Origin of the sequence: Fibrobacter sp. UWR2 (assembly GCF_002210285.1) — a bacterium.
Lineage (GTDB): Bacteria > Fibrobacterota > Fibrobacteria > Fibrobacterales > Fibrobacteraceae > Fibrobacter.
In genome coordinates, this window is sequence record NZ_MWQE01000002.1 from 109,745 (window position 1) to 134,538 (window position 24,794).

Here is a 24,794-nt window from a genome sequence, read left to right on the forward strand (position 1 = left end):
CAGTATGTGCTTTTATCGAAGATATTCCTCTCCCGGTACAAATGCGACTTTTTTATATATATTTATACTCAAAAACAAGATTTTGGAGATTTCGATGAATATCGCGAGTGCCAAGCCAGGTTTCTTTGTTCAAGACCGTTTCCTCTACAGCAAGGATAACGAGAAAGTCATTTTACGTGGCATTAACCACATGTTTATCTGGACGGACCGCGAAGGCAAAACGATTCCCGAAATGGCCAAGACCGGCGCAAACTGCGTTAGAATCGTCTGGAATACCCGTGGGCGCATCAGTGACCTTGATTCCATCGTCGCCATGAGCATCAGCAACGGAATGATTCCCATTGTGGAACTGCACGACACCACCGGAAACTGGGACAAGTTGCCCGAGGTTGTTGATTTCTGGCTGCGTGACGAAATGCTCCAGATGATCAACAACCATCAGGAATACCTCATTCTCAATGTGGGTAACGAGCCCGGTTCGCATGAGATTGATCCTGGCGAGTTTTTTGATACGTACAACGTGATTGTCACCAGGATGCGTGCAGCAGGGATTCGCGTGCCCATCATGATCGACGCTGACAACTGGGGCCAGAACGAGAAGAACCTGCTTTCCGTGGGTCCGAAGCTTTTGCAGGCGGATCCGGAACACAACCTTCTTTTCTCCATCCACATGTGGTGGCCGAGTGAGCGTCACGATGCCGCGGTGACAGGCTTTGCGACCGTTTCGGAGCGTGTTACCGCATGTCTCGAGAAGTCTATCGAAGTGAATATCCCGCTTGTCGTGGGTGAATTCGCCCCGATGGCAGTTGCCGGCGTGCGTGAAATCCCTTACCGTCATATCATGGGTGAATGTGAACGCCTGAATATTGGCTGGCTCTGCTGGAGCTGGGGTCCGGGCAACTCCGACAGTCCCGAGATGGATATGACGGAACACGGCTCGTACAACACGCTTGTCGGCTGGGGTAAGGAAGTGGCTGTCGATAGCCCGCTTGGAATCCAGAACACGAGTGTTATCCCGAACTTTATCCAGAATAAGGATTTTACGACCGGCTCGCAGGGCGGTGGCGCGAACATCATCGAGAACGGCGATTTCTCTGCCGAAAATCCGCTTGATGGCTGGACTACCGATTTCTGGGGAGGCAAGGCCGAAGTCGTCGCCCGTGACGGTGCGATACATTTCGATATCAAGCAGGCGGGCAAGGAAACTTGGGGCCTGCAGTTCAAGCAGCACCTTGTGCTCCGCAATGGTATCACCTATATCTTCAGCATGCGGGCGAAGGCCGAAAAGCCGCGTACGCTCAACGTGAACATCAAGCGCGATACTGAGGAATACACTCCGTATGCGAACGGGCGTATTCTGGACTTGAGTACCAGCTGGCAAAATTTCAGCTGGAAGTTTACTATGAAGGAGGACACCGATTCCGATGCCCTCCTGATATTCGACATGGGTGGGTCCCCGATATCCTGGACGCTTGCCGACATTAGCCTTGTGCAGGCTCGCAGTATCGCCGATCGCCTTAACCGAACCTTCCAGCGCAACGTTCAGAAGAACTCCGGTTATTTCAACGCACCCAATGGCCCGTGGGAGCTCCACCTTTACAACGTGAAGGGTGAACTCGAAGAAGTTCTTGACCGCGGTAAAGGTGGGGAAGGCATGCGCTCCTATCCGAAAATTGAGAAGGGGGGCATCATGGTCGTCAAGGACGTCCCGGCTTAATCTGCCATTTATTCCACGTACTTCTTTATAAGCCTTACCATCAGATCGGCGAGGATTTCGACCTCGTACTCCCCAACGGAAGCCTTGATATGGTCTCCGCCGATTCCGCTGTCGTTGGTGAGGAATACATACGTTCCGCCTGTTGCGAGGTCGAAGAAACGCAGCATGAATTCCGTGTCCTTGTCAACGCCGCTTGCAGCCACGGGGATGACCTTGATGCCGTTCTTGGCGAAGTTTTTAATGGATTTCTGCAGACTCTTGATGACCTTATCGGTGTGGTGCGCAGGAGCGTCAAGGACCAGGAAGGCTATGCGGGAACGTGCAGACTCATTCCAGGAGAGTTTTTGTAAGGAGGATTCAAGCGCGGTATGTACGGCTTCGGGGTAGTCTCCGCCACCGTTGGCTTCCTGCTTGGAGAGGAAATTCTGCGTCTTGGAGACATCGTTCGAGAAATCGTCGTAGCGCGTGATGTATTCGTCATCTTCATCGCGGTAGACAAGCGCGGCTGTACGCAATTTAATCGAGTTGCCCGAACTTGCATGTTCAATTATATAATCGAGGTCGGATTTGAGAAAGTCCATTTCGTCGCCCATGGAGCCTGTCGCATCAACGATGAACGCAATGTCTGCGGCATCTTCAGCCTGCTTTGCTTCGCTTACAATTACGTTGATTTCGAGTTCCTGGTCTTTTTTGCCTGAAATCTTTACCGTTTCTGTGTAGTCGACCCCGTTGATGTTGAGTGTGTAGCTGTCGGTGGTGGAGTCGTCCGCAGCTCCACCGAACATGCCAATCCAGCAGTACGCATATCCTGCGTTATCTGTCCTGGTCGCAAATTCCACGTCTTTCCCCTTAAGGAGTTCGACGGAGACGTTTGCGATGCCGACACTGTCCTCATCGATAACCTTTACGGCCACGAGCTTATTTGGGAAAAATTTCCAGTAACTTGTCTTGTCATAGAACTCGTTTTCATTCAGTAGGTCTGTCCAAAATTTCCAATTGTCTAGGTCGCTCCATTCCCCTGCAGTGAGCAAACCGGACTTTCGAGTGTTGTCCTCGTCACCCACGCCGCCTTCGTCTCCATCGCTAATTTCTTCTCCACCAGGACCATCTCCCTTGTCCACCGCCGAGTAAGACTCTTCAGACATTCCTGCGACATCTCCAGGAAAACCTGTAACGCCGTCTGCGCTACAGTCATTGCCACTGCAGGCCATGAAAAACATTGTGATGCCTGCCATCAAAAAGAGTTGGATTTTTTTCATTTTAAGCCCTCCTTAGTATTGGTACTTAAAATGTATTTTTGTAATGAAACGAATTCAATAAGAAAAGTGATGGATTTTGAGTTTTTTTCGTAAAAACATCTTGCACGGATGCTTTTATGAAACAGCATGTTTCATTTACAGTTCTATATAATGCGGGATGATGTCCTCGTAATTCCCGTCCTTGAGCAAAAAGCCCTTGGGAATCACGCCGAGTTGGGTAAAGCCGAGTTTCTTGTAGAGCTTGAGGGCCGAGGTATTCGTCGCGACAACCGCGTTAAACTGCAAAATCCTGAAACCGATTTCCTTGGCCTTCGCGAGGCAATTCTTCACGAGAAATTCACCGATATGCTGGCCACGCTTGTTCTTCTTGACCGCATAGCTCGCATTCGAAATATGCCCGCAGCGCCCGACATTGTTCGGGTGGAGAATGTAGAGCCCGACCACCTCGCCGGAGTCTGTGTCGATCGCGATGCCCGTGAACGACTGCGACTTGAAAAAGGCGTCGCCTGTCTGCGCGTCAAGTGTTTCTTTCTGCGGGAACGCGATTCCGTCTTCGACGATGTCGTTCCAGATTTCAATCGCGTCGTTGATATACTTTGTATTATATTGTTCAATTTTAAGCATGAGAATGATCTCCTTTTTTTTTATTCCCCCAGCACGTGCCGGAGCGTGTCGAGGAAAAGTTCCCCCGCCCGCGTGAACTGCTGGCCCCGCCGCCAAATGATGTACATGTTGGTGGTGAGTTCGGGCATGAGCGGCCTGAAACACAGGCGCGAAGTACGGCTCGTATCCACCAGGCCGTCGAAAGTGAGCAGGTAGCCCGTACCCTCTTTGGCAAGCACCGAACCGTTGTACGAAAGATCCAGCCCCACAATCACGTTCAGCTTCGAAATATCGTCGCCGAACCATTTCGGTAAATCCGCCACCATCGCCTGGCGCGACGCCAACAGCGGCTTGTCGAGCAAGTCCTTCGGCTCGATGAAATCCCGCTTGGCCAAAGGGTCGTCGCGACGCATCACCACGCCCCAGCGGTCCACCGAACGCACCGCAAGGCAGTTGTATTTTTCCAAATCGACGTTATCTACAACCACCGCGAAATCAAAAATGCCCTTGTCCAACTTTTCCAAAGCGCGCTCGCTGTCGCCCGAATATAAGTTGTACTTAATCTTCGGATAGTCGTCCCGGAGAATCGCGATGCACTTCGAAAGAAAATTCACGTTCCGTGATTCCGCGCAGGCAATGGCGATTTCACCCACCACCTCGTCTTCCTTCAGCGACTTGAAATCCTGCACCGTCCTGTCCGCCATCGAAAGGATATCCTCCGCACGCTCCCGCAAGAGTTCCCCCGCAGGCGTCAGCCGAATCGCATAATTCGTGCGCTCGAAAAGCTTCTCGCCCAGCTCCTCCTCCAACTCCTTAAGCTGGCGACTCACCGTCGGCTGTGTCACGCAAAGATTATCCGCCGCGCGCGAGACATTTCCCAACCGCGCCGCCTCCAGAAAATACCGCAAAACTCGAAGTTCCATACCCGAAAACTAATAAAATTCAAGCCCCGCAGGTATGAAATTGTAAAAATAATGCCCGAAAGGAATAACTGATTGATTTGACGGGGGGAGGTGTCCCCCTGGTTCGCACTTCGTTGCTCTCCACCCCCTCGCCTAAGGGGCTCCGCCCCCTAAAACCCCCGGCTTGACCCGCCCGCCCACCCAAATGTCATGCCCCGCTTGACGGGGCGTATCCCTTTTATCGTCATTCTGAGCGTAGCCGCAAGGCGAAGTCGAAGAATCCAGTCACTTTTTTACTACTATTTCCCACTGACATAGCCCTTTGCCACCCGGCATTGGGCGACCGGAAATTTTGAGATTCGTCTCTTATTCTTGGTACAGAAAAATCACCACTTTCTAAAGTCACTAAAGGATAAGACGAACGCTCACGTCCCAACTGGGGCGTGGGTCGTTTTGTGCTTATTTAGTGACTGGGTTGTGGTGACCCTTCTGTACCGATAGGCACGTAAGCGACTCCACGCCTTTTTTGTTTTCCCGACATCTTAGGCCAACGTCTCCGTGCATAAGAGGTGACTCGTTCATTTTTTACATGGAGCATGCCCCGATTATGGCAAAGAAAAAAGCGGTCGAGACCTCACTGAACCTCGAAAACATTCTCTTTAACTGTCGCGATATTTTGCGGGCTGCCCGAAATTCGGGTTCGTTCTTCGAAAAACGCGACATGATGCTCACGCTCGTGTTCTTGCGTTTTATTGGCGAAAAATTTGATGACGGTGTCGCCAAATTGCGCAACGCACTGATAGACCAAGGACTCGATCCCGATGATGAAGGGGTCCGCATCGCATTTTTTGAGGATATCTCCTTTACAGACGGAACTTACTATTTGCCTCCCGAAGCTCGCTGGTCGAATATCATCGACACTCCTGCTCCAAAATTGAATTCTGCGCTTGACGGAGCTCTGCACAGCATTGCTACCGACTCGAAAGACCTCAAGGGCTGCTTTGTCGAAGGCACGTTCATGACGCGAAACCTTGCCCCCAACGATATCAAGAAATTGGTGGACGAGGTGAACAAGATAAGCCATAAAAAGTTCGGCGAAGAAAAGGACTTGATCGGCCGCGTCTATGAATATTTCTTGAAGGAATTTGCCGTAAACGCCACGAAGGAAGAAGGTGAATTCTATACTCCCCACGATGTGGTGCAGTTGATAGCCTCGATGATTGAACCTTACGACGGAACGCTCTACGACCCGTGCTGTGGCTCGGGCGGCATGTTCATCCAGAGTGCGGAACTGGTCAAATCCAAGCAGGGCGACGTCAACCGCATCAACATTTACGGTCAAGAAAAAGAGGCCGCCACTTACCGCCTTGCCAAAATGAACCTCGCCTTGCGCGGGCTCAGCCACCATCTGGGCGAGACAAACGATTCAACATTTAGGAACGACTTGCACAGGGGACTCTATTTCGATTACATCATGGCGAACCCGCCTTTTAATCTCAAGGGTTGGTACGACAGCGATTTGAAAGATGATGCGCGCTGGGCCGATTACGAAACTCCTCCAGAAAGCAATGCAAACTACGCTTGGATTTTGCACATGCTCTCGCACCTCAAGCCTGCCGATGGTGTTGCCGGATTCTTGCTGGCGAACGGTGCGTTGAATGATGAGGATACGGTTAACATTCGCAAGAAACTTATCCAAAACGACAAGGTTGAAGCGATTGTCGTATTGCCGCGAGAATTGTTCATTACCACCGATATCAGTGTGACGCTATGGATACTGAACCAGAACAAGAAGGGCGGAAAATACAACGGTCGTAAACTGCGCAACCGCACGCACGAAATTCTCTTTATGGATTTACGTCAATGGACGGAAAACCCCGTGAAGAACGAACAGAAGAAAAAGGTGCGTCTTGTCACGGAGCAGATTGAACGTGCCGTTGGCATCTATCACACCTGGCAGAACGAGGGAACCAACGGCATGAATTATGCGGTGCCGGAACTTTACCGCAGCGTAGGAATTAAGGAAATCGAAGAAAAGGGTTGGGCACTTACGCCGAGCAAGTATATCGAATTCATCGACCACGATCTGGATATTGATTACAAGAAAGAAATGAAACGTATTCAGAAAGAAATGAAGGATTTGCTCAAGACAGAACGCGAGTCGCAGCAGATGCTTGTTGATGCATTCAAAGGAATTGGCTTTGATATTGAGGATCGATAATGGCTGTGAAGAAATATAAATTTGGTGATTTGATTGAATTAACGAATGAACAAAATTCTGATGGGAAATATGGGGTAAATGATGCCATCGGAGTGAATATTGGCAAGACTATTATTCCTATGAGGGGTGATAATTCGCAAAAAGACTTACGAAAATTTCATATTGTTCCTCCTAGGCATTTTGCTTATAATCCACGTGGGAGTCGAAAACTTGGACTTGGTTATAATGATACAAACGTTACATATATAATCACATTCAATGATAACGTTTTTCGAATAAAAAAAACAAAAGAAACTACGGTCTTAAATAAGTATTTGTTTATGTATTTAAGCAGACAAGAGTGGGATCGCTATGCGGAAAGCGTGTCTTGGGGAAGTTCAACAGAAGTTTTTGATTGGAAAGTTTTTTGCGATATAGATATTGTTTTGCCAGATTTGCCGACCCAACAGAAGTATGTGGATATTTACGAGTCAATGGTCGCTAACCAAAAATCTTACGAAAAAGGCCTTGACGACCTAAAGTTCACCTGCGATGCGTATATTGAAGAACTGCGAAGAAAAACGAAATGTGAAAAAATTGGAAAATATCTACATGAAGAAAATGTACGAAACAATGATAATAAACTAAACAACGTTTTGGGCGTGAGCAAAGATAAAGTTTTTATTCCAACCGTAGCTAATTTGATGGGAATAGATCTTGATAATTATAAAGTAGTCAATCCAAATTGGTTCGCTTACAGCAATCGAATAAATATTGGAAGTATAGCGTTAAGGTATAAATCTGCATGTTTGGTTTCCCCATCATATACATTTTTTTCAATAGATGAACAAAAGATTAATCCAGAATATTTTGCCTTATGGCTTCAACGAGAGGAATTTTTACACTTTGCATTTTTTTATTCTATGGGAACAGTAAAGGACGAGTTAGATGTTGAAGAACTTGGACAGATGGAAATACCTATTCCTAGTTTAAATGTACAAGAAAGCATTGTAAATATCTACAAAGTCTATACAGAACGCAAGCGCATCAACGAACAGCTGAAACAACAGATAAAGGATATCTGTCCCATTCTCATCAAGGGTTCGTTGGAGGAATAAATTATGGCGAAATTGATAAACTTCAACGGTCGCTTCTGCGAATCGGATTACGAATTTGCCTTTATCTCATATCTTGAAACGGAAGGTTGGCTGTATTTGCCGGGCAACAAACTTGCCCGAGAAGAAATCAAGGAAGTCCTTCACGCTGATGACATCAAGGAATATCTGGCCACAAATAATCCCGACTTGCCGAAGGACGATGTCGAAAAACTGTTCGACACCATTCGCCTCGTGGGTGCCGAAAGCGATTTCGCGACACTCCACAAGTTCTACAACTGGCTTATAGACGGCATCAAGTTCACTCCGCAAGACGGGAAACCAAGAACAATACAACTGATAGATTTTGAACGCCCTGAAAATAATATTTTCCGCGTTGTGAATCAGTTGACGGTAGAATACATCAACAACGGCAAAAAAGAAAACCGCCGTCCCGATGTAATGCTATATGTAAATGGGTTCCCACTTTGCGTTATAGAACTGAAAAACCCCGCCGATGCAAATGCCACTATTTATGACGCCTGGGAACAAATCAACATCCGCTACTGGCGCGATATTCCGCATCTTTTGCATTATTGCCCATTGGCCTGTATTTCCGACGGCGTAAAGACCCGTCTTGGAACAGTCCGCACGCCTTACGAACATTTCTATGCGTGGCGACGAATAAACGAAGGTGACAAGATTTCAACGATGCCGTTTGCCGAAACCGAGGCGATGATAAAGGGCGTCTATAACCCAGTCCGCTTCCTTGAAATTTTCCGCGATTACGTTTACTTTCAGGACAGCGAATACGACCACGACGAAAAGGAAATCGTCTGCCGTTATCCGCAGTTCTTCGCCTCCCGTTTGCTAAAACAGAGCATTGTCAAGTCTGTCATTGAAAAAAGCGGCAAGGGCGGCACCTACTTTGGTGCGACAGGCTGTGGTAAAACTTACACGATGGCGTTTCTTGCCCGTCAATTGGCACTTCGCTGTTCCGATATTCCCGAAATCGGGTCTCCTACAATCGTGATGATTGTGGACCGCGAGGAATTACAAAAGCAGGGAGCAAAACTTTTTAAGAAAAGCACGGAGTTCCTGAATCTTGGAAGCGTCGAAGTCGTAAAGAACCGCAAACAACTTCGTGAAGAACTGGGTGCGCGCGAAAGCGGAGGGTTCTACATTTGCACCATCCAAAAATTCTGCGACCGCGAAGACGATAAAATCGGCCTGATCAACAACCGTGCCAACATCATCTGCTTTTCAGACGAGGCTCACCGAACCCAACTGGAACATTCCAAGAAAATCCAGTTCAGCAAAGACGAAAACATGAAGGCGATGATTTCGAAGCCTTATGCGAAAGTCCTGCGCGAAGCGTTCCCGCATGCGACTTTCGTTGGCTTTACGGGCACGCCGATTGCAGAAACGTACCAGACCTTCGGTGACGAAATCGACCGCTATACCATGGACCAGGCGGTTGCCGACGGCTTGACGGTTCCTATCAAGTATCACCCTCGAATTGCAAAGGTGCTGCTTGACAAGGAAAAAGTCAAAGAAATTGAAGATTACTATAAGAAGTGCGCTGAAGATGGTGCAACAGCCGAAGACATTCAGGCCAGTAAAAAGGCGATGAGTTCCATGGAGGTGATTCTTGGGGATCCCGCTCGCTTGGAACGCCTCGCAGTTGATATTCACGACCATTATGTTTCTAGTTGCGCAGGCGAACCGGACCGCGTACAAAAAGCAATGATCGTGTGCTCTTCTCGCCAAATTGCATACGACCTGCTGAAGAAATTCCAGGAGAAGTATCCTGAATGGTTTGTCGAAAAGAAAACACCTGATGGTGTTATAGCAACTGAAGAAGAATTGAAGAAAATGCAGCCCGTGCCTTTTATGGCGATGGTTGCAAGCGTCGGGAGTAACGACCGCAAGGAAATGTACGATTATCTTGGTGGAGTCAAAAACGATTCCCGTTCCGAAGAATTAGATATTGCCTTCAAGAACGAAAAGTCAAATTTCCGAATCGTCATTGTCGTGGATATGTGGATAACGGGTTTCGACGTTCCCTGTCTTACTTACATGTACAATGACAAGCCTCTGAAAAAGCACATGCTTATCCAGACAATAAGTCGTGTCAACCGTAAAGATACGGGCAAGGGATATGGCTTGATTGTGGACTATATCGGCATTCGCGACAACATGCGCGAAGCGATGAAACTTTATGGCGGAGATACATCCGTTGCTCCGACGGTAGATGATGTGGAACAGGCAACAGCCGTATTCAGGGGCGAATTGGAAATTCTAAAGCACCTGTTTGCCGGGTATGATATCACTCCGTTTCTGGATCCGGAATGCGAACCAGGAAGGCGGTACATGCTGCTTGCAAAAGCCGCTGAATACGTGTTTACCTCAACGCAAGAACTCAATTCGGAAAACAAGAACGGAGCAAAGGCTCCGCAAAAGGTTTCCTTCAAGAATTACTTCTTGCAGGTTGTGAAACGGATGCGCGTGGCGTTTGATATCTGCTCGCCTTCTGGAAATTTGAGCGAAGAAGAATCTGCCCTGGCGCAGTGTTTTATGGCGATTGCAGGCTTTGTGCGGAAAATGAGCGGAACAAGCGACATCGATACCGATACGATGAATCGCAATGTCGCTAAAATGGTAGAAGAAGCGCTCAAGTATAGCAAGGTCGAAAGCGTTCTTGAAAGCGGCGATGAAGAGAATCTTTTCAGCCCGGAATTCTACGAGAAACTTTCCGATGTGAAGATGCCCGCAACTAAGCTTGAACTTCTGGTGAAAATGCTCCGCAAGCAAATCAAGGAATTCGGGAAGATTAACCAAATTGCTGCAAAATCGTTCTTGGAAATGCTCGAAAGGACAATCGAGGAATATCACGAACGCCGCAAGGCGTTGACCGCTGAAGAAGCGGGAGAAACACAGGAACACGCGACGGACGAAATTATCAAGAACGCGACAGAACAAGCGCTTGAGATTTTGCGCCAGATGAACGAAAACCGCGAAAGCTTCCGCAAGATGGGCTTGACCTTCGAAGAAAAGGCTTTCTACGATATTCTGCTTGCTCTCCGCGACCAATACAACTTTGAATATGGCGAAGACAAGAACGTTGACGGCGTGGTCATTAACGAAAAATGCAAGGCCTTGGCGAAGAAGGTGAAGGAAATCATCGACACGAAATCTTCATTTGCCGACTGGCTCAACAATCAGAATGTGCGCAACGCCCTCAAAGTGGATATCAAAATCTGCCTTGTGAAAAACGGATACCCGCCGCAGTACAGTCCCGAAGAATTCAGCAAGGTTATGGAACAAGTGGAAAATTTTGAGGAGAATCAGTAAAACCTCTTGACAACCGCCATTCCGTAATTTATATTTAGTGCACAAGTGTGTATAAAACCAATTTTTGCGCACAGCGTAAAACAATCAAAGCCCCGCCTTTTTATGCTTGTAGGCGGAGGGAGGAAAGATGAATACTAGCCAAACAAGGCCTGAAAATGTTATATTGCCATTAAGCAATATGATGTACCCCTTCATGACACTTGACGACAACGCGGAAATCGTCCATTCCGAAATGGGCAAGGATGGCCGCGTTAAGGTGTACATCGAAAAGCCCGACGCAAAAGACGGCTTCCATCGGGCGACATGCTATTTACCCTCCTATACATGGGAAGATATATTCGGTTTTTCAGATGAGGAAATCAATCGCTATAAGAAGGTGATTGAATCTACGGCTCATTTGATAATGGAATTTTCTCAGAAAGGTGGGTTCAGCAATGCCGCAAATCTTTAAGATAGGATCTTTCTGGGTTTATTTCTGGTCCAACGAAGGTGTTCCTCTGGAACCGGTACATGTCTTGCAAAATATTCTTCGGATTATTGAAGCTCGTCATGAGGACGTTGTTGCGAAATGGATTGCTCATTTCAACGAAATATCGTATTTCTGCTAGACTTACTGCGAATTATGGTAAGGGATTTTCTATGACGAACTTGAAGCAGATGCGGGATTTCTATCTGACTTATCAAATTGGTCAGACGGTGTCTGACCAATTCGTCTTGAGCTGGTCCCATTACTTGTTCCTGATGCGTATCGATAATCCCGATGAACGGAAATTCTACGAAATTGAGGCGAAAAACTCGAATTGGAGCCTGCGGGAACTCAAAAGGCAGTTCGATTCCAAAAAGAAGGCTCAAAGATGGTGTGTCGTTCCGTAAAATTCTGCCATTTTTTTGCCGTTCCCGGCATTACAATCCCAAAATCCTCAGATAGTCCATCCGGCTATTCAAAATTCGAATGACAAAAACTTTATCACGTTCGTTCCGGTAAAAGACCAAATACCCGCTGACAGAAAGGCAACGATACTTCACCAGGTTATTTACTTTACCTCTTAACGAAGGACCAATCTCAGGGAAGACGGCTAAGTTGTCAATGGCATCAAGAATTTCAATGAGTTTTTCGTTCGCCGCCTTGGGACTTCCCAGCTCGGTTTCGATATAAGCTTTGATACCGTCTAAATCTTCGACGGCTTTTGGCGAAAATACGACGGAGGGCATCTAGACCTCGTATTTTTTCCGCACATCAGCGGCGGAAAGCCATCGTCCCTGTTCGGCGGAGCGTTCGCCTTCGGCAAGAGCCTTCTGTAGCTTCAGTTCGGCGACCATGCGTTCGTATTCCTTGATATCAATTACAACGTAACAACCGCGACCGTTCTTGGTCAAAAAGACTGGAGAATCTTCGGTCACGTTCTGAAGAACTTCGTTATAATTGCGCAAATCAGAAACTGGCAAAATACAGGGCATGGGGAACCTCCTTTCCTAAAATACAAAATCTTAAGAATAATTGCAAGTAAAATTCAACGAAGTACGTGCCGTATTGCGAGTTTTCTGCCTTAAATTTATGCTTTATAAGCATATCTAGTTATGAAAACAAAGTATTTGCAATATCTGAAAAACGAAGGTATATTTGGACATGTAAAGACTTCAACCGAGAGGAACCTATGAAAAAAGTATTGGTCTTGTCCAGCAGTTTGCACAAGGGAAGCAACTCCGAAACCTTGGCGCAGGAGTTCGCGAAGGGTGCCGCCGAGGCGGGCAACAAGGTGGAATTCGAGTCGCTGCGCGGCAAGAAGATCGGTTTTTGCATGGGCTGCCTCGCTTGCCAGAAGAAGGGCAAGTGCGTCATCAAGGACGACGCTCCCGCCATCACCAAGAAGATGGAATCGGCGGACGTCATCGTATTCGCAACGCCAATTTACTATTACGAGATGAGCGGCCAGCTCAAGACGATGCTCGACCGCGCCAATTCCCTTTACTCGAGTGATTACAAGTTCCGCGAGATTTACCTGCTCACATCTGCCGCCGACACCGACGCGAAGGCCATGAACATCGCAAAACGCGGCATTGGGGGGTGGATCGCCTGTTTCGACGGCGTGAAGCTCAAGGGAGCCCTCTGCGCTACGGGAGCCGAAAGCGCAGGCGATGTCAAGAAGAATTCCGCGCTCCTGAAAAAAGCGTTCGCCATGGGAAAGAAAGTTTAACTACAAGGAGATAAATCATGAAATCCAGATTCTTTAAAGCGGCGCTCGCCGTGGTTTCCGCATGCACCCTGATGGCATGCTGCCCCGAAAAAGAAAACAATGCTGCACAGGATGCGGCCAAAACCGCCGCACCGGCAACAGAAGCAGCACAACAGACAAAGGACGAAAATATGAACAAGCTCACGCTCACCGCCGAATGGGACAAGGTTTTCCCCAAGAGCGACAAGGTCGAACATTCCAAGGTCACTTTCAAGAACCACTTTGGCATTGAACTCGCTGCCGACATGTTCGTGCCCAAGGACACGAGCCTCAAGGTGAACGGCAAGTGGGCCGCGATTGCAGTCTCGGGCCCGTTCGGCGCCGTCAAGGAACAGTCCAGCGGCCTTTACGCCCAGCAGATGGCGGAACGCGGATTCCTGACCATCGCATTCGACCCGAGCTTCACCGGCGAATCGGGCGGCGAGCCGCGCTACATGAACAGCCCGGACATCAACACCGAAGACTTCATGGCGTCTGTAGATTTTCTCTCGACCCGCGACAATGTTGACCCGGAACGCATCGGCATCATCGGCATTTGCGGCTGGGGCGGCATGGCGATTAACGCTGCCGGCATCGATACCCGCGTCAAGGCGACGGTTGCATCCACCATGTACGACATGAGCCGCGTGACTGCAAACGGCTACTTCGATTCCGCAAACAACGCTGATGCCCGTAACGAGGCCCGCAAGGCATTGATGGCCCAGCGCACCAAGGACTTCAAGAACGGCACGTACGACCTGGCCGGCGGTGTGGTGGACCCGCTCCCGGACGACGCTCCTTACTTTGTCAAGGATTATTTCGCCTACTACAAGACCCCGCGCGGCTACCACAAGCGATCCCTCAACAGTAACAAGGGCTGGGCCGCCTCCGCAGGCACCTCGCTCATGAACACCAAGCTCCTCGCATACGCCGACGAAATCCGTAACCCGGTGCTCATCATCCACGGCGAAAAGGCCCACAGCCGCTACTTCGGCGAAGGCGCATTCGAAAAGATGACCGGCAAGAAGGCGAACGTCCCCGCAAAACTCGACGCCACCAAGAACTGGAGCAAGACCGTTGGCAACAAGGAACTCCTCGTTATCCCCGGAGCCTCCCACGTGGACCTCTACGACAATCTGGAAAAAATCCCCTTCGAAAAGCTAGGCGAATTTTTCAAAGCGAATTTGAAGTAAATTTGCTGGAGACGAGACCTACAAGGATGTCATTCCCGGCTTGACCGGGAATCTCCTTTTAATTATCGGATTAAACTTTATTTAGAGTTTTTTATGAAGATACATATCCTTTACATCGTCGTTTTATTGCTGTTCGCTGCATGCTCTGCTGATGCGGCTTCGTCTGTCAAGCCGACGCAACCTGAAGCCCAGACGCCGAAATCATCAGCCCAAACGGAGACTCCCGTGAAACTCAAGATCCATGTGAACGACACCACCTTCACGGCAACGCTCGAAGAAAATTCCTCGGCCAAGGCCTTCGCCGAATTCCTCGCGCAGGGCGACATGACGCTCGACATGCACGACTACGGCAGTTTCGAGAAGGTGGCCGACCTGCCGCGCAGTTTTCCGCGCAACGACACGCAAATCGACACTGACGCGGGCGACATCATTCTATATCAGGGCAACACCATCACTATCTATTACGACAAGAATTCCTGGAATTTTACGCGCCTTGCCCGCATCGACAACGTGAACAAGAAACGCCTACAGGAAATTCTCGGCAAGGGGAACGTGAAGGCGACTTTTTCTATCGAAAAGTAGCAGAGACGCTATTGATATCTAACGCCTTTCTTCATTTTCGGCGATGGCCTTGATTGTAAAGCCTTTTCGGTGTTCATATAACTCTGCTTCTCCAATATGCCTTATTTCCCAAGTTGGGGAGGCTTCATACGAATATCCAACGATTGTTGAAATAAAAATCCAAAGATTGTACTTTTTATGATGTTTTGTTGTTGCATTTTGTGGTGGAATAATATATATTTGTAGTTATAAGGATTATATTATGGCTACAACTGTAATGCAAATTCGGGTTGATGAAGACCTTAAGAACGATGCCGCAAAGATTTTGGAAAACCTGGGCATGGACGTGCCGACCGCAATCCGCGTGTTCTTCAAGCGGGTGGTCGCCGAGCGGGGAATCCCCTTCGAAGTCCGCGAACCCCGCGCAACCTACGATGCGAATCCTGGCTGGAAGGCTTTTCAGGCATTGAGAAGACAAGCTGCTGAAAGCGGTGCCGCCGGAATGTCCGAAGCGGAAATCGAAGCCGAAATCGCCGCCGCCCGTTCGGGAAAATAATCTATTGAGGTGGCTGTGGTTTACACGGTGATTGATACGAACGTTATTGTTTCGGCGCTTATTTCGAAGAACGAAAAATCGCCGGTTGTCGAAATCGTAAAACGAGCCTACGCAGGGAAGTTTCGCGTTTTGGTGAACAACGCGATATTGGCCGAATATGGGAAAGTTCTAAGACGACCTAAGTTTGGTCTTGCTCTTCAGCAGATAGTCGAAACTTTGGATTTGTTGGCTGAAATTTCTGTAAATGTTGATGTTCCCATGAGCGGTACTATTCTGCCTGACCCAAAAGATGTCGTATTCTATGATGTGGCCTTGGCCCATCAAGATAAGCATGCCTCTCTTGTGACGGGGAATATGAAGCATTTCCCGAATTGCTTTTTTGCCGTGACCCCGAGGGAGTTCTTGGATAGGCTTGAATTGGAAGAACTTTTGGATGGAAACTTTGCCGGATTTGGGCAGACTCTAAACGACTGCCGCGGCTGGACAAGGTATTGCTAGAAATTTTTTTATAATTTTAAGAAGTTTCTTTACGCAAGAGCTTTCGCTCAAGGGAGGGCACTCCCACACGCTCAATTTTTATTACATTCAGCGTAGAATTGAACGTGGAAAATTTTTGATATGAAACAGTTTATTGTTGACGCGTTTACGGACAAACCTTTTGCAGGGAACCCTGCGGCGGTCTGCATTCTAGAGCGGTTCCCGAGCGAAGAACTGATGAAGAACATCGCCCGCGAAAACAACCTTTCGGAAACTGCCTTTGCCGTCAAGGAAGGCGACGCCTATCATTTGCGCTGGTTCACACCGGCAAGGGAAATCGACCTCTGTGGCCACGCCACGCTCGCGACAGCATTTGTCGTCCTCAACTTCTACGAAAAATGCGCTGCAGCCGTGACGTTCAACACCGTGAGTGGCGCTTTGTATGTACGCAAGAACGGAGACCTTTACGAAATGGAGTTCCCTGCCTACGACATCAAGCCGATTCCCGTCACCGACGAGATGACTGCAGCCCTTGGCGTGCGGCCCCTGGAGGCCTTCATGGGGCGGGACTTGCTTTGCGTCATGGATTCCACGGAGTTCGTCAAAAAGTATTCGCCAGCTACAGACAAAATTATATCATTGCCCGGGACTCTTTTGCACATTACGGCAAGGGGCGATGCGAAAGCGGATTGCGTTTCCAGGTCATTCGCGCCCAAAATCGCCATTAACGAGGACCCCGTTTGCGGTTCGGGTCACTGCCATATCGCGCCCTATTGGATGCAAAAACTGCGGAAAACGGAAATTGTCGCCTACCAGGCTTCAGCGCGGGGCGGGACGCTTTACTGCAAGGCGAAAGGCAAGAACCTACTCATCTCCGGCAAAGCGGTTCTCTTCTCCGAAGCCGAAATCAACGAATCGGCGTTTTAAGTTGCTATGGTGGGAAAAATTTTACAATTTCCGCCTGAATTCGGCTGGGTTTACGCCTAGTACCCGCTTTGTGTAGCGACTAAAGTAAGACACACTTGAAAATTCCATACGGTAGGCGATTTGTGAAACGGAGAGTTTCTCGTTTTTCAAAAGTTTTGAAATGATTGGCCCTGTGTAACGGTTGATTAAATATGTGACGGATTTGCCTGTAAGCCTACGGACGGTTTCTGAAAGGTATTTTGGCGAAACATTCAAGCATTTTGCATAGTACGTCACGTCGCGGTGCGTCAAGGTGTCCCCGCGTTCAAGAATTTGGGTAAGATTCTTGACAACGGAGGCCGCACCTTGCGGGATGCCACTTTTGATGTCTTCTTCTAAATCCCTTCGCCTATGAGCTTCGAACAAGTCGTAATTCATTTGCAGGCTTGCCGCCCCCAGAGATTCCTTGTAATAAAAGTTTTCTTTGTCTTGAAGCCTATGGAAAATGTTCAAAAAATCAAGCCTAATGCGTGAGACTTCTCTTTTTTTCCCGTGAATGATAGGCTCGTTATGTAAGCTGTGCTCGCCTTTAATTCCATAGTGATTTTCGGGGAGTTGCGAATTGATGAACCGCAAATCCCCAAGAACAAGCGAAACTTTCAGATGCTTGCCTGCCTTAACATCTGTAATGCGTTCGATATGCGGGGCTATCACTATATCGTTTTTCTTGACTGCATAAAGCGTTCCGTTGTATATGAATCCGCCTGTGCCATTTAAACACACCAAATGCAAACACCAATTTTTTAAATCGGGTCGGATGATGTCCGAAAAATTTTCGGAAAAAATGAATGGTGGTTGTTGTGAAAACCTAGAATTCTTTTGCAGCATAAATCAAATATAAAAATGATTTACGCAATATGTGAAACAATTCCAGCAAAAAGTGAAAGTTTTTGTTCAAAAAGAAAGGTATAATTATAACTACAAATAAAAACGCAAATCAGCTAGCGAAAAATCGCGGAGAAATTATGTCTAAGACTTTGATTCTTTTCTATTCACGCCCGGGAGCAAACTATGTCTCTGGAAACATCGTAAACCTCGAAAAAGGGAACTGCCTTGTGGTGGCAGAAAAAATTGCCGCAACCCTTCGACAAACCCAAGGTGCAGATTCCGTGGATATGTTCCAAGTGAAGCCGCAAAAAGAGTATTCGTCGAATTACACCAAATGCACCGAAGAGGCTAAAGCGGAGCTCAAAGCGGACGCACGCCCCGCATACATAGGGGATATTGATGTTTCGCCTTACGACAACATTATCGTGGGCTACCCCATTTGGTGGGGGACATTTCCCATGCCGCTTTGGACGTTCCTTGAAAATCACGATTTTTCGGGAAAGAAGATTATCCCATTCAGCACGCACGAGGGAAGCGGCCTTGGACATAGCGTAAAAGACATCCAAAAGCTTTGTCCAAAAGCAAACGTTATGGCTGGCATCGCAATTCACGGGAGTAGTGCCGCATATTGTGAAAGCGAAATCCAAAGAATTGTGGAAAGTATTTAACTGTTTTGGTATCAAAGAAAGCAACATACCGAGGGAAGAAATTTGGATTACAAGTTAAAATTACTTTGTTTGTTAATTATGTTGTTTACAGTAATTGTAGGTGCTAAGGAGAGTAAAATGCAAGTCCAAATTGAAATCGGAAATGATAAATACAATGCTTTTTTTGAAAACAGCGGAATTGCCCAAGCGGTAGCAGCACTATTTCCAAAGTCAGTCAAAATGGAAGAGTATGCGGCAAACAATGAATATTATGCACGGCTCGATTCTAAAATTTCATCAAAGGCTTCAGAAGTAGACAAGATTTTCGCGGGCGATATTATGCTTTATAATAGTATTTCGCTCGTTATATTCTATGCAGATGCAGAACACACTTCGGGCTATGTTAAACTGGGGCATATTGAAAATCCTACAGGCTTAAAAAAGTCGCTCGGTGCAGCTGGCGGAAAATTGCGTTTTTCGCTTGCGAATGGAGCGGCAAAAACCGATGAGGTGACAGAACTCCAAAACCTTTACCGCGAAATGTGGAAAATCCTCATAGCAAAAGACGCTTCAGGCATAAAACACACCCATGCAGAAAATTTCGTCTTGATGCACATGACAGGGAGTCGCATGAACCGTGCAGAATTTATTGCTGCCGTTCAAGACGGAACATTAAATTATTACACGGCTGATCACGACGAAATAAACGTGAAAATTGACGGAAACCATGCGACTCTTGTCGGGAAATCCCGCGTGAACGCAGCGGTTTATGGCGGTGGCCGCCATACCTGGCGTTTACAGCAAAATATGACTTTAGAAAAAATAAACGGCGTGTGGCTTTTTACGCATTCAAAAGCGAGTACATATTAAAGACTTTACGCAATTTGTGAAACAAATTAGGCAAAAAGTGAAAGTTTTTCATGATTTTGTAATGTATATTCGTGTAAAACAATAGGTGATTATATGGAACAGAATGAAACCAAAACTTACCCGCAAGGCTATGTTTATGAACTGATGGACAAAGGCGGCCCTACATTTGCAACAGAGCCGTATTTCAAGGAAGCAAGTGCCGAAATGATTCGTGCACGCACGCTTTGTGCACGTGCAAATGCAACGTTCCCAGACGATCCAAGTTATGTAAAATACCTGGAGGAATTATTCGGACGATCTTTAGAGGACATTCGCATTTTAACACCGTTTATTTGCGACTTTGGAAACCGCGTGAAATTCGGGAAGAACGTGTTCATCAATCATTCTGCTATTTTATCTGCAAGCGGTGGCATTGAGTTTGAAGACGGCGTATCTGTTGCACCAGGTTGCCGTATTGCTACAATCAACCACGATTTTAACGAACGCCACACGAAATACACCTACGGAAAAGTGACCATCAAAAAGAACGCATGGCTTGGCATGGGGGTAACTGTATGCCCGGGAGTGACCATTGGCGCGTATGCAGTAGTTGCGGCAGGTGCAGTGGTAACGCACGATGTTCCTGATTATGCGGTCGTTGGAGGCGTGCCAGCAAAGGTCATCAAAATGCAAAATCCAAGTGAACAGAAGGAATTGTAAAGGAGATTTTGAACTCTATGTTTATATTACATACTATGAGAAAACTTACCTTGATTCTTTTAACACTTCTTCTGGGAGTCTCCATGGCTGCAGAAAAGAAAATCCTCGTCGTTTACTATTCCCGCGCCGGCGAAAACTATTCCGTCGGGACAATCACCAAGGGCAATACCGAAATCATTGCTGAGATGATTGCGAAAAAGACGGGCGGCACGCTCTTGCATGTGGAACCCGCGAAGGAATATCCGAAGAAATACGACGACTGCATCAACGTGGCCAAGAAGGAACTTGCGCAGGACGCGCGCCCGGCCATCAAGCCGGTGAACGTGAATCCCGAAGATTACGACGAAATCTACGTCGGCTATCCGGTTTGGTGGGGCGAGATGCCCATGCCGATGTTCACTTTCTTCGAGAAGTATAACCTGAAGGGCAAGACGATTCACCCGTTCGTGACGCACGAAGGTAGCGGGCTTTCTGGCGTGCAACGTCTCAAGAAGGTGACCGGCGCGAACGTGACAGCGGGCCTCGCCATTTACGGACACGTGGCACAGAACGAACGCGAAAAGGCCCAGAAAGAAGTGGACAAGTGGGTGAAGTAGACTGATCGCGCCTCACCGTGTGAGGCGAACCTATGGTTTTCACTCTTCGGCGATGTCAAGAAGAATTCCGCGCTCCTAAAAAAAGCGTTCGCCATGGGAAAGAAAGTTTAACAACAAGGAGAAAAATCATGAAATCCAAATTCTTAAAAGCAGCGTTCGCCGTGGTTTCCGCATGCACCCTGATGGCATGTACCCCCGAAAAAGCCCCTTCGACAAGCTCAGGGACCTCGTCGACAACAAAGCAGGCTACAGAAACTGCCTCCGCGGCACAACAGACAAAGGACGAAAATATGAACAAGCTCACGCTTACCGCCGAATGGGACAAGGTTTTCCCCAAGAGCGACAAGGTCGAACATTCCAAGGTCACTTTCAAGAACCACTTTGGCATTGAACTCGCTGCCGACATGTTCGTGCCCAAGGACACGAGCCTCAAGGTGAACGGCAAGTGGGCCGCGATTGCAGTCTCGGGCCCGTTCGGCGCCGTCAAGGAACAGTCCAGCGGCCTTTACGCCCAGCAGATGGCGGAACGCGGATTCCTGACCATCGCATTCGACCCGAGCTTCACCGGCGAATCGGGCGGCGAGCCGCGCTACATGAACAGCCCGGACATCAACACCGAAGACTTCATGGCGTCTGTAGATTTTCTCTCGACCCGCGACAATGTTGACCCGGAACGCATCGGCATCATCGGCATTTGCGGCTGGGGCGGCATGGCGATTAACGCTGCCGGCATCGATACCCGCGTCAAGGCGACCGTTGCATCCACCATGTACGACATGAGCCGCGTAACCGCGAACGGCTACTTCGATTCCGCAAACAACGCCGACGCCCGTAACGAAGCCCGCAAGGCTCTGATGGCCCAGCGCACCAAGGATTTCAAGAACGGCACATACGACCTGGCCGGCGGTGTTATTGACCCGCTCCCGGACGACGCTCCTTACTTTGTCAAGGATTACTACGCTTACTACAAGACCCCGCGCGGCTACCACAAGCGATCCCTCAACAGCAACAAGGGCTGGGCCGCCTCCGCAGGCACCTCGCTCATGAACACGAAACTCCTCGCATACGCCGACGAAATCCGTAATCCCGTGCTCATCATCCACGGCGAAAAGGCCCACAGCCGCTACTTCGGCGAAGGCGCATTCGAAAAGATGACCGGCAAGAAGGCGAACGTCCCCGCAAAACTCGACGCCACCAAGAACTGGAGCAAGACCGTTGGCAACAAGGAACTCCTCGTTATCCCCGGAGCCTCCCACGTGGACCTCTACGACAACCTGGAAAAAATCCCCTTCGAAAAGCTGAACGAATTCTTCAAGACGAACTTGAAGTAAGCAAAAGTCATCTAACCGCGACAATTATCGCTGCTGTCCAAGGTCACAATTGTGACCTTGGTTGCTTTTTGAGATTATTTACGGCTCAGTTAGAAACTGCGACTTCCCGGCGGGCGTCGCGGTACTTGTGCAAGCCAAACATCACGCGGCGGGCAATCGGCTGCGCGATCAAGATTTCTACCGCAAGCGAAATGGCAAAGTTGCGAGGCCACTTGTAAAAGAAATTCACCAGCGGCTCCATTGTAATTTCGCGGTTTCCGACCCAGGTACCTACAATCGTCAAGATGATGGACATCAGGAAAACCGTGCACATGATGTTGAGTGTAATCACTGCGTGGAAGCTGTCGCCTTTCTGCGTAAGCTTTGAAGTTAGGAACGCCGCAGGCTTGTACGTGACAAGTACCGTCGCGATGACGCACGGCCAGAGTATCGGCATAATCGGGAATACGTGCGCCCAGCTTTCCATGCTAAAGCCCATCTCGAAACAGGTGATGAGCGGCGCGATGATGTTCATCGAGATAATCGAAAGCGTCACGAGAAAAAGGGTGAATTCGCGTTTGCCGCGCGGGAGTTTCATGTAAAAGTCCATTTTAACCTCTTTTGTTGCGGGCCCTGCGCAATAAAAAAGGCGCAAAACCCTGATGTTTGAGTTTCACGCTGAACCATTATACGCAATGAAATTTCGTGCCCATAAATAAAAATATTTTTTGCCTTTGTCAAGAACTTGCCAACGGAAAAATTTTTTCTTAAATTCGCTTGCGAAATCAACGTGTAGCGGTCCCGCATAAGTCCAGTTGTAAGGCTTTGCGGGCTTTTTTTATGGCGATTCCGTGCGGTTTCGCCAAGAGGAATTTATGAGCGGAAAACAGAAATTCACTTTCCTTATGCTGTTGCTTGGGCTGCTTTCGGCATTTGGCCCCTTCGTGACAGACCTTTACTTGCCGGCCCTCCCGAGCCTTGCCGATTACTTTGCGGCAAGCCCCTCGATGGCACAGCTGAGCCTCACCATGAGCATGCTCGGGCTTTCGGTGGGGCAACTCTTTGTAGGCCCACTGAGCGACAAGTACGGCCGCAAAAAGTTGTTGCTAGTTTGTCTGTTGCTTTTTGTTTGCGGGACTATCGCTTGCATTGTCGCGCCGAACATCGTAACCTTCAACGTGTTTCGTTTGTTGCAGGGCATGGCGGCGTCCGGCGGTATCGTGATAGCACGTTCCATTTCGGCAGATTCCTACCGTGGTCCCGTTCTCACGAAGTTCCTTGCCATGGTGAGCGCTGTGAACGGAGTCGCCCCGATTATAGCCCCGGTGCTAGGCGGATTCTTGCTGAATTTCATGAGCTGGAAGGGAACTTTTGCGGTGTTGCTTCTGTATGGCGCATTGCTGCTCTTTATGTCAGGGAAATTCCAGGAATCGCTCCCGGTAAAACGCCGCAGCAAAAAATCCGTCTTTGCAAGCTTTAGCTTGTATGCAAAAGTATTCAAGAACCGCGCCTACGTATCGTATTTCTTGGTATGCACATTCCCAATGGTTATCTTGTTCGGGTATATCGCGTCTTCGCCCTTTATCTACCAAAAAATCTACGGCCTTTCGCCTGTCGGCTTTAGCCTGTGCTTTGCGCTGAACGCCGTTTTCACGGCCATCGGTTGCGCGTTGTCGGGTAAAGTCGGCAACGAATTCAAGGCCCTTAAAATCGCGGGTACGGGAATGTTCGTTTTCGCAATTGCTGTTGCTGCCGCACTCATGACGCACGCTTTACTTCCGCTTCTGCAGGTCGCCTTCATGGGGCTTACGTTCATGTTCGGCATGAGTCAGCCCCCGGCAAACGCATTGGCATTGAATGCGGAACGCGCAAATGCGGGCACCGCAGCCGCGGCCATCGGGGCATCGGGCTTCTTGATGGGCGGAATCGTCTCTCCGCTGGTCGGCATGGGCGACATCGCCACAAGTGTCTCGATCGTCCTAGTTGTGGGTGCCGTTTTGACGCTTATTTCTGTTCTCGCCATCAGTTCACTATGCGCAAAAGGCATAGTGAGTCATAGCAAATAAGTATTTTGAATCGCTCGAGCAATTATTTATATTGTGTATATGCGAAACTTTATCTTTATAGCGTTATTCTTTCTGGTAGCTTGCAGCGACGCGGCGAGCCATTCGTCGCAACCTGAAACTCAGACGCCGAAATCGTCCGCCAGTAAAACGCCCGGCGCAGTGCCAGCAAGTTCATCCGCTCAAACGGAGGCTCCCGTGAAACTCAAAATCCATGTAAACGACACCACCTTCACGGCAACGCTCGAAGAAAATTCCTCCGCCAAGGCCTTCGCCGAATTCCTCACGCAGGGCGACCTCACGCTCGACATGCGCGACTACGGCAGCTTCGAGAAGGTGGCTGACCTGCCGCGCAGTTTCCCGCGCAACGACAAGCAAATCGACACCGACGCAGGCGACATCATCCTTTACCAGGGCAATTCCATCACCATCTACTACGACAAGAATTCCTGGAACTTTACGCGTCTAGCCCGCATCGACAATGTGAACAAGAAACGCCTCCAGCAGATCCTCGGCAAAGGGAACGTGAAGGCGACATTTTCGGTGGAATAAACAGCGAAAGTTCTAACTAACCCTTGTTTTTTTTGTAACCAAATTTTTACTTTAAATTTCTAGTTGTTCTATTGACATTACAACAGCAATTGGATATATTTTGTGTTGTAACAATTAAAGAACAACGAAAAAAA

At 48.4% G+C, this 24,794-nt stretch carries 25 protein-coding genes and 1 pseudogene; 19 read left to right on the top strand and 7 right to left on the bottom strand.

Annotated elements, in window-relative coordinates:
• The first annotated feature begins 94 nt into the window (after positions 1 to 94).
• The gene (locus B7994_RS04630) at positions 95 to 1,717 is read left to right on the top strand and encodes a cellulase family glycosylhydrolase (RefSeq protein ID WP_088637317.1); all 1,623 of its coding nucleotides are present in this window, start codon (positions 95 to 97) and stop codon (positions 1,715 to 1,717) included.
• An 8-nt stretch (positions 1,718 to 1,725) separates the two neighbouring features.
• On the opposite strand, the gene B7994_RS04635 is transcribed toward B7994_RS04630, so the two are convergent.
• The 3 genes from B7994_RS04635 to B7994_RS04645 all read right to left on the bottom strand — a co-directional run bounded on the left by B7994_RS04635 (position 1,726) and on the right by B7994_RS04645 (position 4,502).
• On the bottom strand, positions 1,726 to 2,976 hold the full coding sequence (locus B7994_RS04635; protein WP_088637318.1) for a VWA domain-containing protein: 1,251 nt from the start codon (positions 2,974 to 2,976) through the stop codon (positions 1,726 to 1,728).
• Positions 2,977 to 3,111: 135 nt separating this feature from the next.
• Positions 3,112 to 3,600 carry a GNAT family N-acetyltransferase gene (locus tag B7994_RS04640; RefSeq protein ID WP_088637319.1) on the bottom strand — a complete coding sequence of 163 codons (489 nt, stop codon included), beginning with the start codon at positions 3,598 to 3,600 and terminating at the stop codon, positions 3,112 to 3,114.
• Positions 3,601 to 3,620: 20 nt separating this feature from the next.
• Positions 3,621 to 4,502, bottom strand: a complete 882-nt coding sequence (locus B7994_RS04645; RefSeq protein WP_088637320.1) for a LysR family transcriptional regulator — start codon at positions 4,500 to 4,502, stop codon at positions 3,621 to 3,623.
• Between the two features lie 586 nt (positions 4,503 to 5,088).
• Between B7994_RS04645 and B7994_RS04650 the strand changes: the two genes are divergently transcribed.
• The 5 genes and pseudogenes from B7994_RS04650 to B7994_RS04670 all read left to right on the top strand — a co-directional run.
• A complete protein-coding gene (locus B7994_RS04650) occupies positions 5,089 to 6,702 on the top strand; it encodes an N-6 DNA methylase (protein ID WP_088637545.1) in 1,614 nt (537 codons plus the stop codon).
• Entirely contained in the window at positions 6,702 to 7,799 is a 1,098-nt protein-coding gene (locus tag B7994_RS04655; protein ID WP_088637321.1) for a restriction endonuclease subunit S, read from the top strand. Before B7994_RS04650 ends, B7994_RS04655 begins: the two co-directional genes overlap by 1 nt.
• Before the next feature lie 3 nt (positions 7,800 to 7,802).
• On the top strand, positions 7,803 to 11,129 hold the full coding sequence (locus tag B7994_RS04660; protein WP_088637322.1) for a type I restriction endonuclease subunit R: 3,327 nt from the start codon (positions 7,803 to 7,805) through the stop codon (positions 11,127 to 11,129).
• A gap of 178 nt (positions 11,130 to 11,307) precedes the next feature.
• Positions 11,308 to 11,580, top strand: a complete 273-nt coding sequence (locus B7994_RS04665) for a hypothetical protein (protein WP_073055544.1) — start codon at positions 11,308 to 11,310, stop codon at positions 11,578 to 11,580.
• A gap of 146 nt (positions 11,581 to 11,726) precedes the next feature.
• Positions 11,727 to 11,966: pseudogene (locus B7994_RS04670) on the top strand (DUF1016 N-terminal domain-containing protein); the annotation flags it as partial.
• A 66-nt stretch (positions 11,967 to 12,032) separates the two neighbouring features.
• On the opposite strand, the gene B7994_RS04675 reads toward B7994_RS04670, so the two are convergent.
• Both B7994_RS04675 and B7994_RS04680 read right to left on the bottom strand, forming a co-directional pair.
• The gene (locus B7994_RS04675; protein WP_088637323.1) at positions 12,033 to 12,341 is read right to left on the bottom strand and encodes a type II toxin-antitoxin system RelE/ParE family toxin; all 309 of its coding nucleotides are present in this window, start codon (positions 12,339 to 12,341) and stop codon (positions 12,033 to 12,035) included.
• Positions 12,342 to 12,587, bottom strand: a complete 246-nt coding sequence (locus B7994_RS04680) for a type II toxin-antitoxin system prevent-host-death family antitoxin (RefSeq protein ID WP_072812991.1) — start codon at positions 12,585 to 12,587, stop codon at positions 12,342 to 12,344. It abuts the gene before it with no gap.
• A gap of 197 nt (positions 12,588 to 12,784) precedes the next feature.
• Between B7994_RS04680 and B7994_RS04685 the strand changes: the two genes are divergently transcribed.
• From B7994_RS04685 to B7994_RS04710, 6 genes are all read left to right on the top strand, one after another.
• On the top strand, positions 12,785 to 13,324 hold the full coding sequence (locus B7994_RS04685) for a flavodoxin family protein (protein WP_088637324.1): 540 nt from the start codon (positions 12,785 to 12,787) through the stop codon (positions 13,322 to 13,324).
• 17 nt (positions 13,325 to 13,341) lie between these two features.
• A complete protein-coding gene (locus B7994_RS04690) occupies positions 13,342 to 14,535 on the top strand; it encodes an alpha/beta hydrolase (RefSeq protein ID WP_088637325.1) in 1,194 nt (397 codons plus the stop codon).
• Positions 14,536 to 14,628: 93 nt separating this feature from the next.
• Positions 14,629 to 15,117 (top strand): cyclophilin-like fold protein, encoded by a 489-nt coding sequence (locus tag B7994_RS04695; protein WP_233143033.1) that lies wholly within the window; start codon positions 14,629 to 14,631, stop codon positions 15,115 to 15,117.
• Between the two features lie 241 nt (positions 15,118 to 15,358).
• The gene (locus B7994_RS04700; RefSeq protein WP_088637327.1) at positions 15,359 to 15,652 is read left to right on the top strand and encodes a type II toxin-antitoxin system RelB/DinJ family antitoxin; all 294 of its coding nucleotides are present in this window, start codon (positions 15,359 to 15,361) and stop codon (positions 15,650 to 15,652) included.
• 15 nt (positions 15,653 to 15,667) lie between these two features.
• On the top strand, positions 15,668 to 16,150 hold the full coding sequence (locus B7994_RS04705; protein WP_088637546.1) for a putative toxin-antitoxin system toxin component, PIN family: 483 nt from the start codon (positions 15,668 to 15,670) through the stop codon (positions 16,148 to 16,150).
• Between the two features lie 120 nt (positions 16,151 to 16,270).
• Complete coding sequence (locus tag B7994_RS04710) at positions 16,271 to 17,056, top strand: PhzF family phenazine biosynthesis protein (protein WP_088637328.1); 786 nt, start codon at positions 16,271 to 16,273, stop codon at positions 17,054 to 17,056.
• 21 nt (positions 17,057 to 17,077) lie between these two features.
• Here B7994_RS04710 and B7994_RS04715 read toward each other — a convergent pair whose 3' ends face one another.
• Positions 17,078 to 17,923: an AraC family transcriptional regulator gene (locus tag B7994_RS04715; RefSeq protein ID WP_088637329.1), complete on the bottom strand. Its 846-nt coding sequence runs from the start codon at positions 17,921 to 17,923 to the stop codon at positions 17,078 to 17,080.
• A 137-nt stretch (positions 17,924 to 18,060) separates the two neighbouring features.
• Between B7994_RS04715 and B7994_RS04720 the strand changes: the two genes are divergently transcribed.
• The 5 genes from B7994_RS04720 to B7994_RS04740 all read left to right on the top strand — a co-directional run bounded on the left by B7994_RS04720 (position 18,061) and on the right by B7994_RS04740 (position 22,066).
• Positions 18,061 to 18,591 (top strand): flavodoxin, encoded by a 531-nt coding sequence (locus tag B7994_RS04720; protein ID WP_088637547.1) that lies wholly within the window; start codon positions 18,061 to 18,063, stop codon positions 18,589 to 18,591.
• A gap of 42 nt (positions 18,592 to 18,633) precedes the next feature.
• The gene (locus B7994_RS04725; RefSeq protein ID WP_088637330.1) at positions 18,634 to 19,440 is read left to right on the top strand and encodes a cyclophilin-like fold protein; all 807 of its coding nucleotides are present in this window, start codon (positions 18,634 to 18,636) and stop codon (positions 19,438 to 19,440) included.
• A 93-nt stretch (positions 19,441 to 19,533) separates the two neighbouring features.
• On the top strand, positions 19,534 to 20,139 hold the full coding sequence (locus tag B7994_RS04730) for a maltose acetyltransferase (RefSeq protein WP_088637331.1): 606 nt from the start codon (positions 19,534 to 19,536) through the stop codon (positions 20,137 to 20,139).
• 83 nt (positions 20,140 to 20,222) lie between these two features.
• Positions 20,223 to 20,735 (top strand): flavodoxin, encoded by a 513-nt coding sequence (locus tag B7994_RS04735; RefSeq protein WP_088637332.1) that lies wholly within the window; start codon positions 20,223 to 20,225, stop codon positions 20,733 to 20,735.
• A 128-nt stretch (positions 20,736 to 20,863) separates the two neighbouring features.
• Complete coding sequence (locus B7994_RS04740) at positions 20,864 to 22,066, top strand: alpha/beta hydrolase (protein WP_088637333.1); 1,203 nt, start codon at positions 20,864 to 20,866, stop codon at positions 22,064 to 22,066.
• 85 nt (positions 22,067 to 22,151) lie between these two features.
• Here B7994_RS04740 and B7994_RS04745 read toward each other — a convergent pair whose 3' ends face one another.
• Positions 22,152 to 22,655 (bottom strand): hypothetical protein, encoded by a 504-nt coding sequence (locus B7994_RS04745; RefSeq protein ID WP_088637334.1) that lies wholly within the window; start codon positions 22,653 to 22,655, stop codon positions 22,152 to 22,154.
• 265 nt (positions 22,656 to 22,920) lie between these two features.
• Between B7994_RS04745 and B7994_RS04755 the strand changes: the two genes are divergently transcribed.
• Complete coding sequence (locus tag B7994_RS04755) at positions 22,921 to 24,111, top strand: Bcr/CflA family efflux MFS transporter (protein WP_088637336.1); 1,191 nt, start codon at positions 22,921 to 22,923, stop codon at positions 24,109 to 24,111.
• A gap of 195 nt (positions 24,112 to 24,306) precedes the next feature.
• Positions 24,307 to 24,660 carry a cyclophilin-like fold protein gene (locus B7994_RS04760; protein ID WP_088637337.1) on the top strand — a complete coding sequence of 118 codons (354 nt, stop codon included), beginning with the start codon at positions 24,307 to 24,309 and terminating at the stop codon, positions 24,658 to 24,660.
• The last annotated feature ends 134 nt before the right edge of the window (positions 24,661 to 24,794 follow it).

What these genes read in the sequence shown, in the direction of transcription:
- B7994_RS04630 (WP_088637317.1), top strand. Translation starts at nt 95, where the DNA reads ATGAATATCGCGAGTGCCAAGCCAGGTTTCTTTGTTCAAGACCGTTTC.
- B7994_RS04635 (WP_088637318.1), bottom strand. Translation starts at nt 2,976, where the DNA reads ATGAAAAAAATCCAACTCTTTTTGATGGCAGGCATCACAATGTTTTTC.
- B7994_RS04640 (WP_088637319.1), bottom strand. Translation starts at nt 3,600, where the DNA reads ATGCTTAAAATTGAACAATATAATACAAAGTATATCAACGACGCGATT.
- B7994_RS04645 (WP_088637320.1), bottom strand. Translation starts at nt 4,502, where the DNA reads ATGGAACTTCGAGTTTTGCGGTATTTTCTGGAGGCGGCGCGGTTGGGA.
- B7994_RS04650 (WP_088637545.1), top strand. Translation starts at nt 5,089, where the DNA reads ATGGCAAAGAAAAAAGCGGTCGAGACCTCACTGAACCTCGAAAACATT.
- B7994_RS04655 (WP_088637321.1), top strand. Translation starts at nt 6,702, where the DNA reads ATGGCTGTGAAGAAATATAAATTTGGTGATTTGATTGAATTAACGAAT.
- B7994_RS04660 (WP_088637322.1), top strand. Translation starts at nt 7,803, where the DNA reads ATGGCGAAATTGATAAACTTCAACGGTCGCTTCTGCGAATCGGATTAC.
- B7994_RS04665 (WP_073055544.1), top strand. Translation starts at nt 11,308, where the DNA reads ATGATGTACCCCTTCATGACACTTGACGACAACGCGGAAATCGTCCAT.
- B7994_RS04675 (WP_088637323.1), bottom strand. Translation starts at nt 12,341, where the DNA reads ATGCCCTCCGTCGTATTTTCGCCAAAAGCCGTCGAAGATTTAGACGGT.
- B7994_RS04680 (WP_072812991.1), bottom strand. Translation starts at nt 12,587, where the DNA reads ATGCCCTGTATTTTGCCAGTTTCTGATTTGCGCAATTATAACGAAGTT.
- B7994_RS04685 (WP_088637324.1), top strand. Translation starts at nt 12,785, where the DNA reads ATGAAAAAAGTATTGGTCTTGTCCAGCAGTTTGCACAAGGGAAGCAAC.
- B7994_RS04690 (WP_088637325.1), top strand. Translation starts at nt 13,342, where the DNA reads ATGAAATCCAGATTCTTTAAAGCGGCGCTCGCCGTGGTTTCCGCATGC.
- B7994_RS04695 (WP_233143033.1), top strand. Translation starts at nt 14,629, where the DNA reads ATGAAGATACATATCCTTTACATCGTCGTTTTATTGCTGTTCGCTGCA.
- B7994_RS04700 (WP_088637327.1), top strand. Translation starts at nt 15,359, where the DNA reads ATGGCTACAACTGTAATGCAAATTCGGGTTGATGAAGACCTTAAGAAC.
- B7994_RS04710 (WP_088637328.1), top strand. Translation starts at nt 16,271, where the DNA reads ATGAAACAGTTTATTGTTGACGCGTTTACGGACAAACCTTTTGCAGGG.
- B7994_RS04715 (WP_088637329.1), bottom strand. Translation starts at nt 17,923, where the DNA reads ATGCTGCAAAAGAATTCTAGGTTTTCACAACAACCACCATTCATTTTT.
- B7994_RS04720 (WP_088637547.1), top strand. Translation starts at nt 18,061, where the DNA reads ATGTCTAAGACTTTGATTCTTTTCTATTCACGCCCGGGAGCAAACTAT.
- B7994_RS04730 (WP_088637331.1), top strand. Translation starts at nt 19,534, where the DNA reads ATGGAACAGAATGAAACCAAAACTTACCCGCAAGGCTATGTTTATGAA.
- B7994_RS04735 (WP_088637332.1), top strand. Translation starts at nt 20,223, where the DNA reads ATGGCTGCAGAAAAGAAAATCCTCGTCGTTTACTATTCCCGCGCCGGC.
- B7994_RS04740 (WP_088637333.1), top strand. Translation starts at nt 20,864, where the DNA reads ATGAAATCCAAATTCTTAAAAGCAGCGTTCGCCGTGGTTTCCGCATGC.
- B7994_RS04745 (WP_088637334.1), bottom strand. Translation starts at nt 22,655, where the DNA reads ATGGACTTTTACATGAAACTCCCGCGCGGCAAACGCGAATTCACCCTT.
- B7994_RS04755 (WP_088637336.1), top strand. Translation starts at nt 22,921, where the DNA reads ATGAGCGGAAAACAGAAATTCACTTTCCTTATGCTGTTGCTTGGGCTG.